This is a genomic window from Alcaligenes sp. PF14, assembly GCF_037150615.1.
Classification (GTDB): Bacteria; Pseudomonadota; Gammaproteobacteria; order Burkholderiales; family Burkholderiaceae_B; genus Alcaligenes; species Alcaligenes phenolicus.
Window position 1 is genome coordinate 1 of the sequence record NZ_JBAGRS010000012.1, and the last position, 15,070, is coordinate 15,070.

At 57.4% G+C, this 15,070-nt stretch carries 13 protein-coding genes; 9 read left to right on the plus strand and 4 right to left on the minus strand.

Annotated elements, in window-relative coordinates:
- Positions 1–672: 672 nt before the first annotated feature.
- The 4 genes from WFM49_RS18180 to WFM49_RS18195 form a co-directional block, all read right to left on the minus strand.
- Entirely contained in the window at positions 673–1,191 is a 519-nt protein-coding gene (locus WFM49_RS18180) for an aromatic-ring-hydroxylating dioxygenase subunit beta (RefSeq protein WP_009460849.1), read from the minus strand.
- 13 nt (positions 1,192–1,204) lie between these two features.
- Positions 1,205–2,494 (minus strand): aromatic ring-hydroxylating dioxygenase subunit alpha, encoded by a 1,290-nt coding sequence (locus tag WFM49_RS18185; RefSeq protein WP_035273649.1) that lies wholly within the window; start codon positions 2,492–2,494, stop codon positions 1,205–1,207.
- 66 nt (positions 2,495–2,560) lie between these two features.
- On the minus strand, positions 2,561–3,838 hold the full coding sequence (locus tag WFM49_RS18190; RefSeq protein ID WP_336974764.1) for an NAD(P)/FAD-dependent oxidoreductase: 1,278 nt from the start codon (positions 3,836–3,838) through the stop codon (positions 2,561–2,563).
- Positions 3,839–3,869: 31 nt separating this feature from the next.
- The gene (locus WFM49_RS18195) at positions 3,870–4,184 is read right to left on the minus strand and encodes a non-heme iron oxygenase ferredoxin subunit (protein WP_009460854.1); all 315 of its coding nucleotides are present in this window, start codon (positions 4,182–4,184) and stop codon (positions 3,870–3,872) included.
- Positions 4,185–4,566: 382 nt separating this feature from the next.
- On the opposite strand from WFM49_RS18195, the gene WFM49_RS18200 reads away from it, so the two are divergent.
- Genes WFM49_RS18200 through WFM49_RS18240 form a run of 9 tightly spaced genes read left to right on the plus strand, consistent with a single transcriptional unit; the run spans position 4,567 to position 15,047 of the window.
- Positions 4,567–5,664 carry a TRAP transporter substrate-binding protein gene (locus WFM49_RS18200; RefSeq protein WP_336974767.1) on the plus strand — a complete coding sequence of 366 codons (1,098 nt, stop codon included), beginning with the start codon at positions 4,567–4,569 and terminating at the stop codon, positions 5,662–5,664.
- A 24-nt stretch (positions 5,665–5,688) separates the two neighbouring features.
- Positions 5,689–8,091: a xanthine dehydrogenase family protein molybdopterin-binding subunit gene (locus tag WFM49_RS18205; protein ID WP_022983298.1), complete on the plus strand. Its 2,403-nt coding sequence runs from the start codon at positions 5,689–5,691 to the stop codon at positions 8,089–8,091.
- Positions 8,088–8,924: an FAD binding domain-containing protein gene (locus WFM49_RS18210; protein WP_336974770.1), complete on the plus strand. Its 837-nt coding sequence runs from the start codon at positions 8,088–8,090 to the stop codon at positions 8,922–8,924. Before WFM49_RS18205 ends, WFM49_RS18210 begins: the two co-directional genes overlap by 4 nt.
- 3 nt (positions 8,925–8,927) lie before the next feature.
- Positions 8,928–10,115 (plus strand): xanthine dehydrogenase family Fe-S subunit, encoded by a 1,188-nt coding sequence (locus tag WFM49_RS18215; RefSeq protein ID WP_336974773.1) that lies wholly within the window; start codon positions 8,928–8,930, stop codon positions 10,113–10,115.
- Positions 10,116–10,159: 44 nt separating this feature from the next.
- Positions 10,160–11,179 carry an ABC transporter substrate-binding protein gene (locus WFM49_RS18220; RefSeq protein ID WP_137431454.1) on the plus strand — a complete coding sequence of 340 codons (1,020 nt, stop codon included), beginning with the start codon at positions 10,160–10,162 and terminating at the stop codon, positions 11,177–11,179.
- Positions 11,179–11,958, plus strand: coding sequence for an ABC transporter ATP-binding protein (locus WFM49_RS18225; protein ID WP_009464036.1), 780 nt, complete (start codon positions 11,179–11,181; stop codon positions 11,956–11,958). Before WFM49_RS18220 ends, WFM49_RS18225 begins: the two co-directional genes overlap by 1 nt.
- On the plus strand, positions 11,951–12,712 hold the full coding sequence (locus WFM49_RS18230; RefSeq protein ID WP_336974777.1) for an ABC transporter permease: 762 nt from the start codon (positions 11,951–11,953) through the stop codon (positions 12,710–12,712). Before WFM49_RS18225 ends, WFM49_RS18230 begins: the two co-directional genes overlap by 8 nt.
- A 38-nt stretch (positions 12,713–12,750) precedes the next feature.
- A complete protein-coding gene (locus WFM49_RS18235) occupies positions 12,751–13,359 on the plus strand; it encodes a TRAP transporter small permease subunit (protein WP_179136468.1) in 609 nt (202 codons plus the stop codon).
- A gap of 11 nt (positions 13,360–13,370) precedes the next feature.
- Positions 13,371–15,047, plus strand: a complete 1,677-nt coding sequence (locus WFM49_RS18240) for a TRAP transporter large permease (protein WP_250757253.1) — start codon at positions 13,371–13,373, stop codon at positions 15,045–15,047.
- Positions 15,048–15,070: the final 23 nt, after the last annotated feature.

Sequence of the window (15,070 nt, forward strand, 5' to 3'; positions counted from 1 at the left end):
CGGGTTAAAGCCCAAACGGCACTGGCAGAGGTGGGATGAAATTAAGGGCCCAGATTGGATGGGTGGAGAACGGAAGGGAGGGGGGGCTGAAGAGCAGAACGATAGGTGCTTAGGAAATACAGAAGAGCAAGGCACGAGGCCCTGTTTGTTCAAAGAGTCCGTAAGAGATTGGTAGATAAAAAGCCATTGTGAGCCGTTCAGTCGGCCTGCTGGGGTGTCAGGGCGGATCAGAGTACTTGCCGCGGGCAGGAGATAGCGTAGGGGTGCAAGCATCCTGCTGTTTGAACCCGACGCTTGTACTTGGTCCGGGGGACCAAGTACCGGGTGAGTTCAGGATGCGCCCGTAGCTATCTCCTGACAAGGGCACCGGTGCGCAGCACCGGCAAGTGCTCAGCCCGGACACCCCAGCAGGCCGACTGAATGGCGTTTTCACAGAGACCTTTTATCCCCGATCCTGACTAAGCTGAATGCCCTCCAAACCTGCGCTACCAGCCCTAAAGCCTCATATCTCTGACGTTGCGCTAGGCATCAGCCCTTTGCCCCAATAAATAAGCAAAAAAAAGCACCCCTCAACAAAGAAGGGTGCTCAAAGGAATCAGAAGACCTTCTGACTCAAGTGGCTCGGAAACAGCACACAAAAAACAGTTTTGAAACCAGAAGCAAACCCCGGACTTAGACCGGAAACACCAGATCATTCGCCAGGATGGACGTATCAAAAATCACCTGACGCTCCTTGAGCATCAAACGACCGTCCACACGCGTGAAGGTATCGAAATAATTACCCACCAGATGCACCGTGGAAGGCCCTTCCACCAAGGTCTGCATCAGCATGAAATTGCCCTCGGCCTCAATATCGCCATTGTCAGCCTCGCTGATCACGCGCACATCCGTGACCAGATGCAGCATGTAGCGCGGGGCATACATCTGCGTGCGGGCAATGGCCACCGCACGGTCGTGCATCATGTCGCGCCCTTCGGCATAGACCAGACCTACCGGCAAATTCAGATCCGCGTTCTCGCGTGAAGTGACCCGGTAAACCGCGTCCTCCACAAAAAACATGGGCCAGTCCTCAACATTGCCACGATCCAAAGTGGCACAGTACTCGGCATTGAAAAGCTCAATTTCCGCCTTTAACGCCAAAGCACGCTCAACAGAAACCTGGGCGGGTTTGAAAGAAAAATCCATTTTCATAAGTCAGCTCGTCTTACAGATCCATCACTTGGCGGTAGTACTGGTACATGGAGCGAATAGCCGCTTCCGAGATCAGCGTATTGGACGTACCCAGCTTGCTTTCATCCAGCTTGATGATGTTCACCTCGCTGCTGGAACGACGTACCCCTTCCTGCACAAACTTCATGGCCTCGTTGTCTTCCAGGCCCAGGAAACCGGCAGGGCCCATCAGGTTGCCCTGACGCAGACGGTGACGAGTCATCTCCTCGGTATCGTCCTCATAGCCAAACATGGTCCATTGCATGATCAGACTGTTGGGGCCATTGGGCACAATCTGACGCACACCCAAGGTGTTCATCTCGCGCTGAACAATCAGATTGGGCCAAATTGTCTGCATGGTGACCGACCAGGGAGAATCAAACTCCTTGATGTAGTCCAGGAAACGCTCGTCGCGCAAACGCATATCGTCCACAAACGAACGCATTTCCTTCTTGTTGTCCTCGCTGACCTCGGCGTACTTGTCCTCGGACTTGGCCGATGCCATATAGCCATGGCGACCATGTACAGGGTCCACATACATCTGCGACTTGTTGCCCGCCACCAGCAGACCAAATACCACCAGGAAAGAGTGCAGCAAGGTCGCGTGGTAAGGATCTTTCAGATTCTCGTGGTACATCTTCCAGTTGCAAGGCAACTCGTTACGGTAGTAACCCAGAATCTTCAGCTTCTTGCCGGGAAACACCGCCTCGAAATCCTTCAGAATTTCAGGCGTCAGGTATTCCGTAATAGGCTCGACCTTGTCGCTGTAGGATGCAAAAATGACGCCATTGTGCGTTGTCACATGCAGCTTTTTCAGACCATGCTCGGAGTTCTTGAAGCTGCGCGGCATGCCGCCTTCTTTATTCGCACCGCGCTTGAAAGGAATCCCTTGCAGATCACCCTTCAGGCTGTAAGACCACTGGTGATACGGGCACACAAATTCATTGGTGTTGCCCTGGTTGTGGCGGCAAAACTCGGCACCACGGTGTGCACAGCGGTTTTCAAACACGTTGATGCTGCCATCTTCCGCACGCGCCACGACTACTGGGGTGGAGCCCACATACGAGCGCTTGTAGTCGCCCGAATCGGGAATTTCCGCTTCCAGGGCCACAAAGTTCCAGGTGTCACCGTGGAAAATGCGCTCCATCTCGCGGTTGTAAATGTCGTTGCTGGTGTAGACCCAATCCGGAATGGTGTTGAGCACATCCTCGGGCCAGGTGCATTCCTCGACAGGGCGGTCTTTGGACCCGACCGTCTGGCCTATCACCGTTTGCGTCTGATACATGGGGTTCTCCTCTGATAACTCTTTAATGATTCGGGATGACGAGGCGGCGCAGGCCGCTTCTCTTTCTTAGACTTGGGCCGTACGAGCCGCTTCTTTCACGTACTGGCGCAGCTTGGTCGCCGGGTCCAGCACGATGGCCGGGTCCACAGGCAAGTTCTGTTCCATGACGCTGCGCAAAGCGCGTAGATCCGCGCCGGCATTGACGCCAATTGCGTGTCGCAAATGCTGGCTTTCAAATGCCAGCAGCATGAAGCTGATGGCATCGCCCTGGCTGTCCATGACGCCGCGTACCTGATAGTTCAGATCCGGGCTGCCTTGGCCCAGCATTTGAATGTTGCAACCGAGCACATCCGTCCAGAACCAACTGACAGGTGCAGCAGGAGCATCCTGCCCGGCAATGGCGTGGGCCACCTGACGGGCTTGCTCGTTGGCGTTCTGCCAGGATTCGGTGCGCGTGCGCACGGCGGTATCGGGGCAGATCTGGGTGGCGCAATCGCCAGCGGCATAAATGCCCGCCACACTGGTACGGCCCTGGCGATCCACAATAATCCCGGCCGTCATATCGTCTACCGCGATACCACTGGCCCGCGCCAAGGCGGAGTTCGCGCTCAGACCGGCGGCCACAATGGCCAGATCGCCATTCAGGATCTGGCCATCATTTAGTTCCAGCTGAACGGGGTGCTCGTTTTCTGCCGCAAAGTGGGCCTGACGCACACCCTGACCCAGGCGCACGGTGATGCCTTGCGACTCGAAGCGCTCCAGCAACCATTGCGACAGCAGCGCAGGGGCGTTGCGGGCCAGCAGACGTTCATTCGCTTCAATGACAGTGACCTGTGCGCCGGTTTCGCTGGCGGTAGAAGCCAGTTCCAGACCCATGAAGCCGCCACCAATCACCAGGGCGCGCAAACCGGGATGCAGACGGGCTTGCAGGCTCAGGGCATCGTCCAGCGTGCGCAGATACAGGGCGTTGACCTGGCTGGCGGGCAGCAGAGCCAGTTCGCGGGCCGCGCCGCCTGTGGCCAGCACCGCGTGGTCAAAGCTCCAGGTCTGGCCATTGCTCAGGCTGGCCTGAAGTGTGGCGCAATCCAGAGACTGCACGCTGGTGCCCAACAAGAGTTCAATATTCTGTTCTTGATAGAACTCGGCTTTTTGCAAAAACACGCTGTCAGTGGTCGCGCTGGACTTGAGCACGTCTTTGGACAGGGGCGGACGCTCGTAGGGAAGGTGAGTTTCATCCCCTACCAAGGTGATGCTGCCGCTAAAGCCCAGGCTGCGCAGTTCGCGCGCCAGCACCGAAGCCGCTTGGCCAGCGCCGATGATCAGTACGGAAGTGTGGTGTGCCATGATGTTGCAGGTCTCGTCAGCAGAAAAAAGCTCAGGCCTGACTGAAGTCGGCCAGAATATCGTTGCCTTCAATGCGCAGCGGATAGACCTTGATGTCCACCGTGGCAGGGGCGTTCATGGCCTTGCCGGTGCGCAAACAGAACTTGGCCTGATGCAAAGGGCATTCCACGCAACCGTCCTCCAGATAGCCGTCGGACAGCAGGGCATATTGGTGGGTACAGACGTTGTCGGTCAGGTGGAACTCGTCATCCAGTTTGTGCAGGGCCAGTTTCTTGCCTTCCCACTCGATTGCCAGGGACTCTTCGTTGTCGATGGCATCGGTTTCGGAAATTTTTATCCAGTTCAAAGTTGTCTCCGGGTTGTGCTTTCAATTAGTCAGTATACTGTATAAATTATAAAATCAAATATCGTTTTTATAAGGGATTGCGCTAGTTGAGGCTTAAGCTATTGATGATGCTTTCCTTTATCTCATCAAGGACATGCGTCAGTAGTTTCCCTGCTTGACCAAAAATTAATTAATCAGCACACTTACTATTATCGAAGTGGTGAATGTCAATTTCATAGTGTGCTGACACTGCTTGGAACGTCCGTCTGGCCCCTCGGGGGGGACGGTTTGGCAAGGTTCGGGCAGTTGCTGTCGGGGCTGCAAGCCAGACTGGCGGGCAAACTACCCAGACCCCTATCGAGCAAGGGGTGTAAATACATTAAAAAATACAAAGAGGTGAGTGATGGAGCGTCGTAGTTTTCTGCTGAAATCGGCAACGGTTGCGGGTGCGGGTTTGGCAGCCGTAGCCGCCCCTGCAATTGCGCAGAACAGCCCCACCGTGCGCTGGCGTATGTCTACCGGCTGGCCCAAAAGCCTGGACACCATTTATGGTTCGGCCGAAGCGCTGTGCAAACGTGTCAGCGAACTGACCGAAGGCAAGTTCGAAATCCGCGCTTTCCCCGGTGGCGAGCTGGTGCCTTATGCCCAGAACATGGATGCCATTAGCAACGGCACGGTCGAATGCAACCACGTGCTCAGTACCGCTTTTGTGGGCAAGAACACCGCCGTAACGTTTGATACTGGCTTGTCCTTTGGCATGAATGCCCGTCAGCACAACTCCTGGGTGCACTTTGGTGGTGGCCTGAAACTGCTGCGCGAAATGTACAGCCAGTACAACATCGTCAACTTTGTGGCGGGTAACGTGGGTGTGCAGATGGGGGGCTGGTTCCGCAAGGAAATCAAGGACCTGGACAGCCTGCAAGGTCTGAAGATGCGTATCGGTGGCATCGGCGGCATGGTGCTGTCCAAACTGGGTGCCGTGCCCCAGCAGATTCCTCCTAGCGATATTTACTCCTCGCTGGAAAAGGGCACGATTGATGCGGCCGAGTGGATTGGCCCTTACGACGACGAAAAACTGGGCTTGAACAAAGTCGCTCCCTTCTACTACTCCCCCGGCTGGTTCGAGGGTAGTGCGTCCCTGACCTCTATGGTCAATAAAGACGCCTGGGAAGCCTTGCCTGCGCACCTCAAAGTGGCATTCGAGACGGCCTGTAATGAGCAGACCATGCTCAGCCTGGCCAAGTACGATGCCTTGAACCCCGGCGCTCTGCGCAAGCTGGTGGCCGATGGGGCCAAGCTGCGTTACTTCCCCAAGGACGTCATGAAGGCCGCCTACGACAAGTCCCAGGAACTGTGGAAGGAACTGTCGGACAGCAACGCCGATTTTGCCAAGATTTATCCAAGCTGGAAGGCCTTCCAGGAGCAGGAAGCCAGTTGGTTCCGGGTTGCCGAAAGTGCCCTGGACAACTTCACCTTCAGCGAGTTGGGCAAGCGCAGTTAAGCAGCACATTCTTAAGGTAGTGAAATGAGTCAGCACAGTCACCCGTCAAGCCTGGGTGGCCAAGGAGTGGGTGCGCGTATTCTTCGCAAGGAGGATGCGCGCCATCTCAATGGCCGGGGCAACTTCATCGGAAACATGACCATGCCGGGGCTGCAGGAAGTCGCCTTCCTGCGCAGCCCCATGGCGCATGCCCGAATCCGTCAGATCAGTATTGAAGACAGCGCACGTGCGCAGGTTATTACCCGTGCCGATATGCCGGACTGTCTGGATATTTACGCCGCTTCCACCTTGCCCAGTTATCAGGCCTCCAGCATGCCGCCGCTGGCCTCGGGCAGTGTGCGTTATGTGGGCGAGCCGGTTGCCATGGCCTTTGGTGAAAGCCGCGCCGTGGCCGAGGACGTTCTGGAGGAGATTGAAGCGCTGTACGACGAGTTGCCGGTCTACGGCAGTGTGCCGGCCTCGCTGGCCGCGCAGGGTGATCTGTTGCATGAAGGCTGGCAGGATAATGTGTTTGTGACACTGCGCTCGGACGTGGCCTTTGAAGAGCATGCCGCCCGTGCCGATCGCGTGATCGAGCACTCGGTCAGCCTGTCACGTCAGTGCATGTTGCCGATGGAAGGCAAGGCCGTTCTGGCCTATTGGGATTTCCAGGCCGATCAACTGGTGGTGTATTGCGGCAGTCAGATTCCGCACATGCACCGCACAGGCATTGCCCAGTTCCTGGGTATGGATCAGGCGCAGGTGCGTGTGATTTCTCCCGATGTGGGCGGCGCTTTTGGTTATAAATGCGTGCTGCATCAGGAAGAGCTGTGCGTGGCCTGGTTGGCCAAGACCTTCCGCAAGCCATTTCGTTTCATGGAAGACCGCCGTGAGCACTTGATTGCTGGCGCCAATACCCGTGAACACCAATACCGCCTGAAAGCACACATCAGCAATGAAGGCCGCCTGCTGGCGCTGGATGCTGAAATTGATATTGATGGTGGCGCTTACTCGGTCTGGCCCTTTACCGTGGGTTTGGAAGTAGGCCAGGCCCTGGGCAACTTGCCCGGTCCTTACGATTTTCGTGGCTACCGCTGCCGCACACGCGGTGTGGGCACCAACAAACCTGGCTTCATGCCGTACCGCGGCGTTGCCCGTACGGGTGTCTGCCTGGCTATTGAGCAGATGATGGATCAGATCGCCCTGGCGGTCGGTAAGCCCTCCTGGGAAATTCGCTTGATGAACCTGGTGCAAGGCGAGCAAATGCCTTACGTCAACGTGGCCAACAAGCATTACGACTCGGGCAACTATCCAGAAAGCCTGCGCCGCGCTCTGGCTGCGGTGGATGTGGAGGCTGTGCTGGCTCGTCAGGCCAAGGGTGAGCCCGATGGTCGCCTGATTGGTCTGGGTGTGGCTTCCTATACTGAGCAGTCTGCACACGGTACGTCCGTGTTCGCCAGTTGGGGCACTGCGGTGATTCCGGGTTTTGATCAGGCTTTTGTACGCATGACCCCGGACGGTGGGCTGGAAGTGCGTGTGGGTGTGCATTCGCACGGCCAGGGTATGGAAACCTCGTTTGCCCAGATCGCCAGCGAAATTCTGGGTATTCCCGTGGCCAGGATCAAAGTAGTGCACGGTGATACGGGCCGCACGCCATTCTCTACCGGCACGTATGCCTCGCGCTCCCTGGTGATGTCTGGCGGTGCGGTGTCCAAGGCCTGTAAAGAGCTGCTGCCGCGCGTGCGCAAGATTGCCGCGCATATGCTGAAAGCCGATGTGGATAGCATTCAGCATCAAGGCGATATGTTCAGCGCCGAGGGGCGCCAGGTCAGCATCGCCCAAGTGGCGGATGCCTGGTACATCAATCCGCAGCATTTGCCCGAGGACGTGGACCCGCAAGGTCTGGAGCTATCCGTAGGTTACAAACCCAAAGTCGATACCGGCAGCTTCACCTACGCCAGCAATGCCGTGGTGGTGGCTGTCGATCCAAAGACTGGCGGGGTGGAAGTGCTCAAGTACGTGGTGGTGGAAGATTGCGGCGTCATGATCAACCCAATGATTGTGGAAGGCCAGACCATAGGCGGGATTGCCCAGGGGATCGGCACCGCCTTGTACGAAGAAATGCCCTACGACGAGTTTGCTCAGCCGCTGGCATCGACCCTGGCAGACTACGTCATGCCCGGTGCCTGCGAAGTGCCCAATATTCATATCGAACACATGGAAAGCCCATCGCCCAATACCGAGTTTGGTGCCAAGGGCATGGGCGAGGGCGGGGCGATTGCCCCTCCTGCCGCCATCATGTCGGCCATCAATAATGCTTTGCGCTCCACGGGAGCACAGGTCTCACATACCCCCGTGACACCGCATCGACTGCTAAGCGCCATTCGCGCTGCAGCACAGCCCGCCAATCAGCAAGATAAACAGCCCGTGTCGGAGGTTCAGGCATGAAGGCCGCCAAGTTTGAGTATGAACAGGCCCAGAGCCTGAAACAGATCCAGGACGCTTATGGTAGCGACCCTTCCGCCGTGCGCTTGATGGGCGGTAGCCAGTCCCTGGGCCCCATGTTGAATCTGCGTCTGGTGCGCCCTGGCCGTGTGCTGGATGTGTCGGCAGTGCCCGAGCTGCGACAGGTAACGGCCAATAAAGGGCAAGTGCGTATCGGCGCTGCTGTGACTCACGCCCAGATTGAAGATGGCATTCACGAACTGCTGCGCGGCCACATGATGCAGAAAGTGGCAGGCCGCATTGCTTACCGGGGTGTGCGTAATCGCGGCACCTTGGGTGGCAGCCTGGCCCATGCGGACCCGGCGGCAGACTGGGTGCTGACCTGTGCCGCCCTGGGCGCACGCATCAATGTGCGTGGAACCCAAGGCAGCCGTACGGTTCCCATGAGCGAATTCATGCTGGCTGCCTACACCACGGTGCTGGAAGCCGGTGAGTTCATCGAGTCTGTGGATGTACCTGAAGTGTCCGGTTCGGCCCGTTGGGGTTATTACAAATTTACCCGCAAAGTGGGCGAGTTTGCCGATGCCAGTTGTGCCTGCTATTTCGACCCGGCAACCCGCACGGCGCGCGTAGTGATTGGAGCCATGGAAGGCGCTCCGCGCTCTTTGCCCGAGCTGGCCGTGAACGTGGCTGCACAAGGGGCCGCCGTCCTGGAAGGGGACACGATTGCAGCGGCCTTGCAGCCGTATCTGGCACAACGGGATGAAGCTCATCAGGTGCTGTTCCGTACGGTAGTAGAGCGCAGCCTGAAGCAAGCGCTGGGTGTGAAAGGTTAAGACATGGCAGAAATCTCGATTCAAGTTAACGGCCGTCAGCAAAAGCACGAGGCCGAACCGCGCACCCATCTGGGTGATTTCATCCGCGAGAAAAGCCGTTTGACCGGCACCAACCTGAGCTGTGAACACGGTGTGTGCGGCGCATGTACGGTGCTGGTGGATGGCCGTCCAGTGCGCTCCTGCATCACTTTTGCCGGTGCTTGTGATGGCCACGAAGTCACCACCGTAGAAGGCTACGACGACGATCCGATCATGAGCCGTCTGCGTACGGCTTTCTCGGAAAAACACGCCTTGCAATGCGGCTTCTGTACGCCTGGCATGTTGGCGACCAGCCGCGACATCGTGCTGCGTTTGCCCGATGCAGACGAAGCCCGTGTGCGTATTGAGTTGTCCGGCAATATTTGTCGCTGCACCGGCTATCAAGGCATTACAGCCGCCATTCTGTCCGTGCTGCAAGCCCTGCGCGATCAGCCCGATGCCCAGGTAGAAGCCTTGCGCGCTGCCGTGGTGCAGAACGTGCAGCAAGACTGGCACCAGAACGGCTTTACGACTTTTGAAGCGGTACAGGAAGAAGTGCAGACGCCCGCTCCGGTGGCCGCTGCTGCACCTGCCCCGTCCGGCAGTGCCGACAAGGGCAAGGGCCAGGCTATTCAAGGTGGTTTTGATGCCCGTTTCCCGGCCGATCAGGTTTGGGCTTTCATGAAGGATTTGCCCAAAGTGGCGGGCTGTCTGCCCGGCGCGATTATCGAGTCCCAGGAAGGGGCCACGGTACAGGGCAAGATCGCCATCAAATTTGGCCCCATGTCGGCTGCCTTCAAGGGTAATGCCACGTTGGAAGAGGATAACGAACGCCGTGCTGCAGTGCTGCGCGGTGAGGGCGTGGACTCCTTGAGCCAATCGCGTGCCCGTGGCGATGTCAGCTTTCAGGTCAATCCGGATGGCGAAGCGCGCAGCCGCGTGGAAGTGGAGCTGGTGTATTCGCTGCAAGGGCCACTGGCGCAGTTTTCGCGCTCCGGGCTGGTTCAGGATTTCGTGCGCCGCATGATTGCGGAGTTCGGCAAGAACGTGAACCTGCGCCTGGAAAAACCGCTGGCCGAAGGCGAAGAGCCGGTGGTGGCCGAGTTCAATCCGGTCAAGATGTTCTTCAGCATTTTGTGGGACCGCTTCAAGGGACTTTTCCGGCGCTCATAAGCGCATAGACGACGCAAGACGATAAATAAAACGGGGGTAAGGAGATGACGGAGCGTAAAGCTTTGGGGGGACGTGTGCGCCTCGCAATCGGGGCCACCTTCTTGTTGAGCACCTGGGGGGCGGCAGCCGAGCCCTTGAATGTAAAGCTGGACTGGACCCCTTGGGCCGTCCATGCACCGTTTCATCTGGCCGTGGAAAAGGGCTGGTTCAAGCAGGCTGGCCTGGATGTACGGCTGGAAGATGGCAACGGTTCTGTCACGGCGGTGCAGATCGTGGGTGGCAGTGATCGCTTTGATGTGGGCCAGGCAGCGCTGGCCTCCATGGTGATTGCACGCAGCAAAGGCTTGCCAGTCAAAGGGCTGGCCACCTTTGCCACGTCCAGCGATATCGGCGTGTTGGTGCCCAAGGATTCGGGTATTAGCGGGCCGGAGGGTTTGAAGGGACGCAAGATCGCCTATACCGCCGGTTCTCTGGAAGCGCCTTTTGTCGATGCGTTTCTGGCGGCGGGCGGCTTGCGTCGCAGCGATGTGGATCTGCTGAGTGTGGATGCGGCTGGCAAGGCAGCGACCTATGCGGTGGGGCGGGCTGATGCCGTGATCTCCACCATTCCATTTGTACTGGCTTCGGTGTCGCGTCAGCGCGCCTCCAATGCCATTCCTTTCGCCCAGCACGGCCTGGATATGGTCAGCTTTGGCCTGTTCACCAGCGAAGCCAAGCTAGCCAGTCGGGGACAGGAGCTGGCGACTTTTTCCAATGTGGTGGCCAAGTCCTGGAACTACATTTACAGCGGTCACGAACAAGAAGCGGTGGATGCGATTGTGGCGCAACGCCCCAATGCGCGTTTGGACAAAGCCATTTTGCTGGACCAGCTGAACATTCTTAAAACCTACTTTGGCCCGGCTGTGGAGCAAGGCAGTATCGGCGTGAACCAGCCTGCGGACTGGGACAAGACAGTTGCCACGCTGGAACGGGTAGAGCTGATTCCTGCCGGTCAGAAGGCCACGGACTATTACCAGTCCGGCGTGGTCACCCCGCAATCCCTGAGCAGTCTGGAGCTGAAGTAATGGCGGCGCGGGTACTTTCTCAAGATGTGCGCAAGCGCTTTGAGGGCGCGCGTGATGTGCTGGCGCTGGACGGCATCAATGTCGATATTCAACCAGGCCAGTTCATCAGCATTCTGGGCCCCAGCGGCTGCGGGAAAAGCACCTTCCTGCGTTGCGTGGCCGGGCTGGAAAACATCAGCAGCGGCTCCCTGACGGTAGACCAGCAACCCGTCAGCGGCCCGCCCGACCAGGTGGGCATGGTGTTCCAGCGCGATGCCTTGCTGGAGTGGCGCAGCATACGCGACAACATTCTTTTGCCTTTGGAGTTTGCCGGCAAGCGCACGGCCGATTATCTGGACAAGGTGGATCAATTGCTGGCCTTGACCGGCCTGTCTCAGTTTGCCGACAGCTATCCACGCCAGTTGTCTGGAGGCATGCGCCAGCGGGCCTCCATTTGCCGTGCTTTGGTGGATGATCCGCGCCTGCTGCTGATGGATGAGCCTTTCGGTGCGCTGGATGCACTGACGCGCGACAACATGAACGCCGAATTGCAGCGCATCTGGATGAAAACGGGCAACACCACCTTGTTTGTGACGCACGGCATTGCCGAAGCCGTTTTCCTGGGCGATACCGTGCTGGTGTTCTCGTCTCGTCCAGGCCGCATTCTGGAGCAGATCAAGATCGACTTTCCTCGTCCGCGCCCGCTGTCCTTGCGCGAGACCCCGGAGTTCGGCCGGCATGTCGCTCATATCCGTCAATTGTTCGGCATTGCCGATGGTGCAGGAGACAGCCATGAATAAAGCCTTGCGTTCTATGCCCAGCTGGTTGGCGGGCGTGGTCTCTACCGTCGTGGTGCTGTTGGCGTGGGAATTAATTTGTTGGCTGGGTCAGGTGCGGGAAGTGATTTTGCCGCGCCCCTCGCTGATTCTGGAGGATTTGTATGGCGAACTGGGTTGGTACATGGGTCAAGCGTTATACACGCTCGGCATCACGCTGGCTGGATTTGTATTGGCCGCCGTAGGCGGCGTGCTGATTGCCGTCGCCCTCGTGGGTTCACCGCTCTTCGAGCGTTTTTGCTATCCCCTGATTGTGGGTTTCAACAGCATTCCCAAAGTGGCTTTGGCACCGCTGTTCGTGGTCTGGATGGGTACCGGCTACGAGCCCAAGGTGGCCATTGCTTTTCTGATCGCCGTCTTTGCCGTGATTGTGGATACGGTGCAAGGCTTGCGCTCGGTCTCGCCCGACATTCTGGACCTGGGCCGGGTTTTGAAAGGCGGGCCGGTTGCCCTGTTTTTCAAAGTGCGCCTGCCCTCTGCGCTGCCATCGATCATGGCGGGCCTGAAAGTGGCTCTGTCCCTGGCTTTGGTAGGGGCTATTGTGGGCGAGTTCGTGTCCTCCCAGCGTGGCCTGGGCTTTGTGATCATGAGCGCCCAAGGGGTGTTCGACACGGTGCGGGTGTTCTCCGCCCTGTTCATTCTGGCCGTCATGGGGCTGGCGCTGTACTTCCTGCTGGATGTAGTTGAAAAGCGCGCCACCCGTTTTCGGTCTCATTAGATTCCAACTAACTTCAACGCAGAAAATCTGGGGGATTGATGCAATCTTTACTCAAACTATCCAGGGCGATCGACAGCCTGAATCAGCTATGTGGCCGGGTGGTCATGTGGGTGGTTTTGCTGGTTGTCGTGATCAGCTCTTATAACGCCATCGCGCGCAAGTTCTTTGACTCCAGCTCCAATGCCTGGCTGGAGGTGCAGTGGTATTTGTTTGGCGCCTTGTTCCTGCTGACGGGCGGCTATACCTTCTTGCGCAATGAGCACGTGCGTGTGGACGTGCTGGCCTCGCGCCTGTCCGAGCGCAAGCAGATTGTGATCGAAGCCATGTGTGTGGTGCTGTTCATGCTGCCGGCCTGTATTGCCATCATGGCCTTGTCCTGGCCGGTGTTCATGGACTCCTATCTGACTCAGGAAGTGTCCTCTAATTCCGGCGGCCTGATTCGCTGGCCCGCCAAATTGATTATTCCCATCGGCTTTGCCCTGATTTCCTTGCAGGGGATCTCGCACCTGATCAAGTGCATTGGTTTCTTGCGCGGTGCCTGCCCCAACCCCAACAAGAAGTTGCAGGAAAAATCGCCCGAAGAGCTGCTGGCTGAAGAAATTGCTCGGCAAGCCGAGGCCAAGTTAGCGCATCAACACAAAGGCTGAACCAGATCATGATGGATTTATTTGTCGCCAATATGGCGCCAGTGATGTTTGCGTCGCTGATTGTTTTCTTGCTGCTGGGCTTTCCGGTTGCCTTTGCGCTGGCCGCCAACGGTATGGTGTTCGGTCTGATCGGTGTGGAAATGGGCCTGTTCAACTGGTCCCTGTTCCAGGCGCTGCCGCTGCGTGTGTTTGGCATCATGGCCAACGATACTTTGCTGGCCATTCCCTTCTTTACCTTCATGGGGCTGATTCTGGAACGCTCCGGCATGGCAGAAGACCTGCTCGATACGATTGGTCAGCTGTTTGGTTCCATGCCTGGTGGTCTGGCCATTGCCGTGGTGTTTGTGGGTGCCATGCTGGCTGCAACCACAGGTGTGGTGTCAGCCTCGGTGATCTCCATGGGCCTGATCTCCTTGCCCATCATGTTGCGCTACGGTTATAGCCGCAGACTGGCCACGGGCGTGATTGCCGCTTCAGGCACCTTGTCGCAGATTATTCCGCCGTCGCTGGTGCTGATTGTGCTGGCTGACCAGTTGGGCCGTTCGGTAGGCGATATGTACCGTGGTGCCATGGTGCCTGGTCTGGTGCTGACAGGCGCTTATCTGCTTTACATCCTGATTCTGGCCGTGCTGCGTCCCAAGGATGTGCCACCGATTCCTGCCGAACATCGCACTTATTCGGAGGCCAATGGCCGTTCCGGTGCGCGCTCCTTGTGCGTGTTGCTGTTGATCTCGCTGGTGGCCGGTTATATCTTGGACGAGTTTTGGGTTGATCCCAACGGCCCGGTAGATGAGAAGGTTATTATCTGCATCTTGCTGGTTGGTGGTGTGGCTTTCGTGCTGGCCCTGATCAACAAATGGCTGAAGCTGGGCTTGCTGTCGGTGCTGGCAGAACGCGTGGTGTTTGTGATGATCCCGCCCCTGGGCCTGATCTTTCTGGTGCTGGGCACCATTTTCCTGGGTATTGCCACCCCCACGGAAGGCGGTGCGATGGGCGCAGTCGGTGCTATTCTGATGGCGGTCAGCCGTCGTCGTCTGAGCACCGATCTGCTCAAGCAAGCTATGGATACCACGGCCAAGCTGTCCTGCTTCGTGATGTTCATTCTGATCGGTTCCACCATCTTCTCGCTGACTTTCCGTGGCGTGGATGGCGACTTGTGGGTGGAGCACCTGCTGATTGACCTGCCTGGCGGTGAATACGGCTTCCTGATTCTGGTCAGTGTGCTGGTGTTTGTACTGGCCTTTTTCCTGGATTTCTTCGAACTGGCGTTCATCATCGTGCCTTTGCTGGGGCCGGTGGCCGACAAGATGGGCATCGATTTAATCTGGTTTGGCGTGCTCTTGGCCGTTAATATGCAAACATCCTTTATGCATCCACCATTTGGCTTCTCACTATTTTATTTACGCTCGGTGGCGCCCAAGGATGATTACATCGACAAAGTGACCAAGAAGAAGATCCCGGGTGTGGCCACAGGCGACATTTACTGGGGCTCCGTACCCTTTATCTGCATCCAGATTGTCATGATTGCTGTGGTGTTGCTGTTCCCCGGCATGGTGACGCATTACAAGGGAACGGGCGCCCAAGTTGATCCCAATACAGTCACGATCGAAATGCAGGACGAATACGGTGCCGACCTGAATCCGTTTGATGATTCGGGCGAGGGTGGCGGTATGCCGGTATTCAAATAAACACAGGAAAGACTGGAGACACA

Bases quoted from the DNA above. Each gene is read 5' to 3' on its own strand.
- WFM49_RS18225 (WP_009464036.1), top strand. From the start codon at position 11,179: ATGGCGGCGCGGGTACTTTCTCAAGATGTGCGCAAGCGCTTTGAGGGC.
- WFM49_RS18185 (WP_035273649.1), bottom strand. From the start codon at position 2,494: ATGTATCAGACGCAAACGGTGATAGGCCAGACGGTCGGGTCCAAAGAC.
- WFM49_RS18220 (WP_137431454.1), top strand. From the start codon at position 10,160: ATGACGGAGCGTAAAGCTTTGGGGGGACGTGTGCGCCTCGCAATCGGG.
- WFM49_RS18180 (WP_009460849.1), bottom strand. From the start codon at position 1,191: ATGAAAATGGATTTTTCTTTCAAACCCGCCCAGGTTTCTGTTGAGCGT.
- WFM49_RS18240 (WP_250757253.1), top strand. From the start codon at position 13,371: ATGGATTTATTTGTCGCCAATATGGCGCCAGTGATGTTTGCGTCGCTG.
- WFM49_RS18190 (WP_336974764.1), bottom strand. From the start codon at position 3,838: ATGGCACACCACACTTCCGTACTGATCATCGGCGCTGGCCAAGCGGCT.
- WFM49_RS18215 (WP_336974773.1), top strand. From the start codon at position 8,928: ATGGCAGAAATCTCGATTCAAGTTAACGGCCGTCAGCAAAAGCACGAG.
- WFM49_RS18230 (WP_336974777.1), top strand. From the start codon at position 11,951: ATGAATAAAGCCTTGCGTTCTATGCCCAGCTGGTTGGCGGGCGTGGTC.
- WFM49_RS18200 (WP_336974767.1), top strand. From the start codon at position 4,567: ATGGAGCGTCGTAGTTTTCTGCTGAAATCGGCAACGGTTGCGGGTGCG.
- WFM49_RS18210 (WP_336974770.1), top strand. From the start codon at position 8,088: ATGAAGGCCGCCAAGTTTGAGTATGAACAGGCCCAGAGCCTGAAACAG.
- WFM49_RS18235 (WP_179136468.1), top strand. From the start codon at position 12,751: ATGCAATCTTTACTCAAACTATCCAGGGCGATCGACAGCCTGAATCAG.
- WFM49_RS18205 (WP_022983298.1), top strand. From the start codon at position 5,689: ATGAGTCAGCACAGTCACCCGTCAAGCCTGGGTGGCCAAGGAGTGGGT.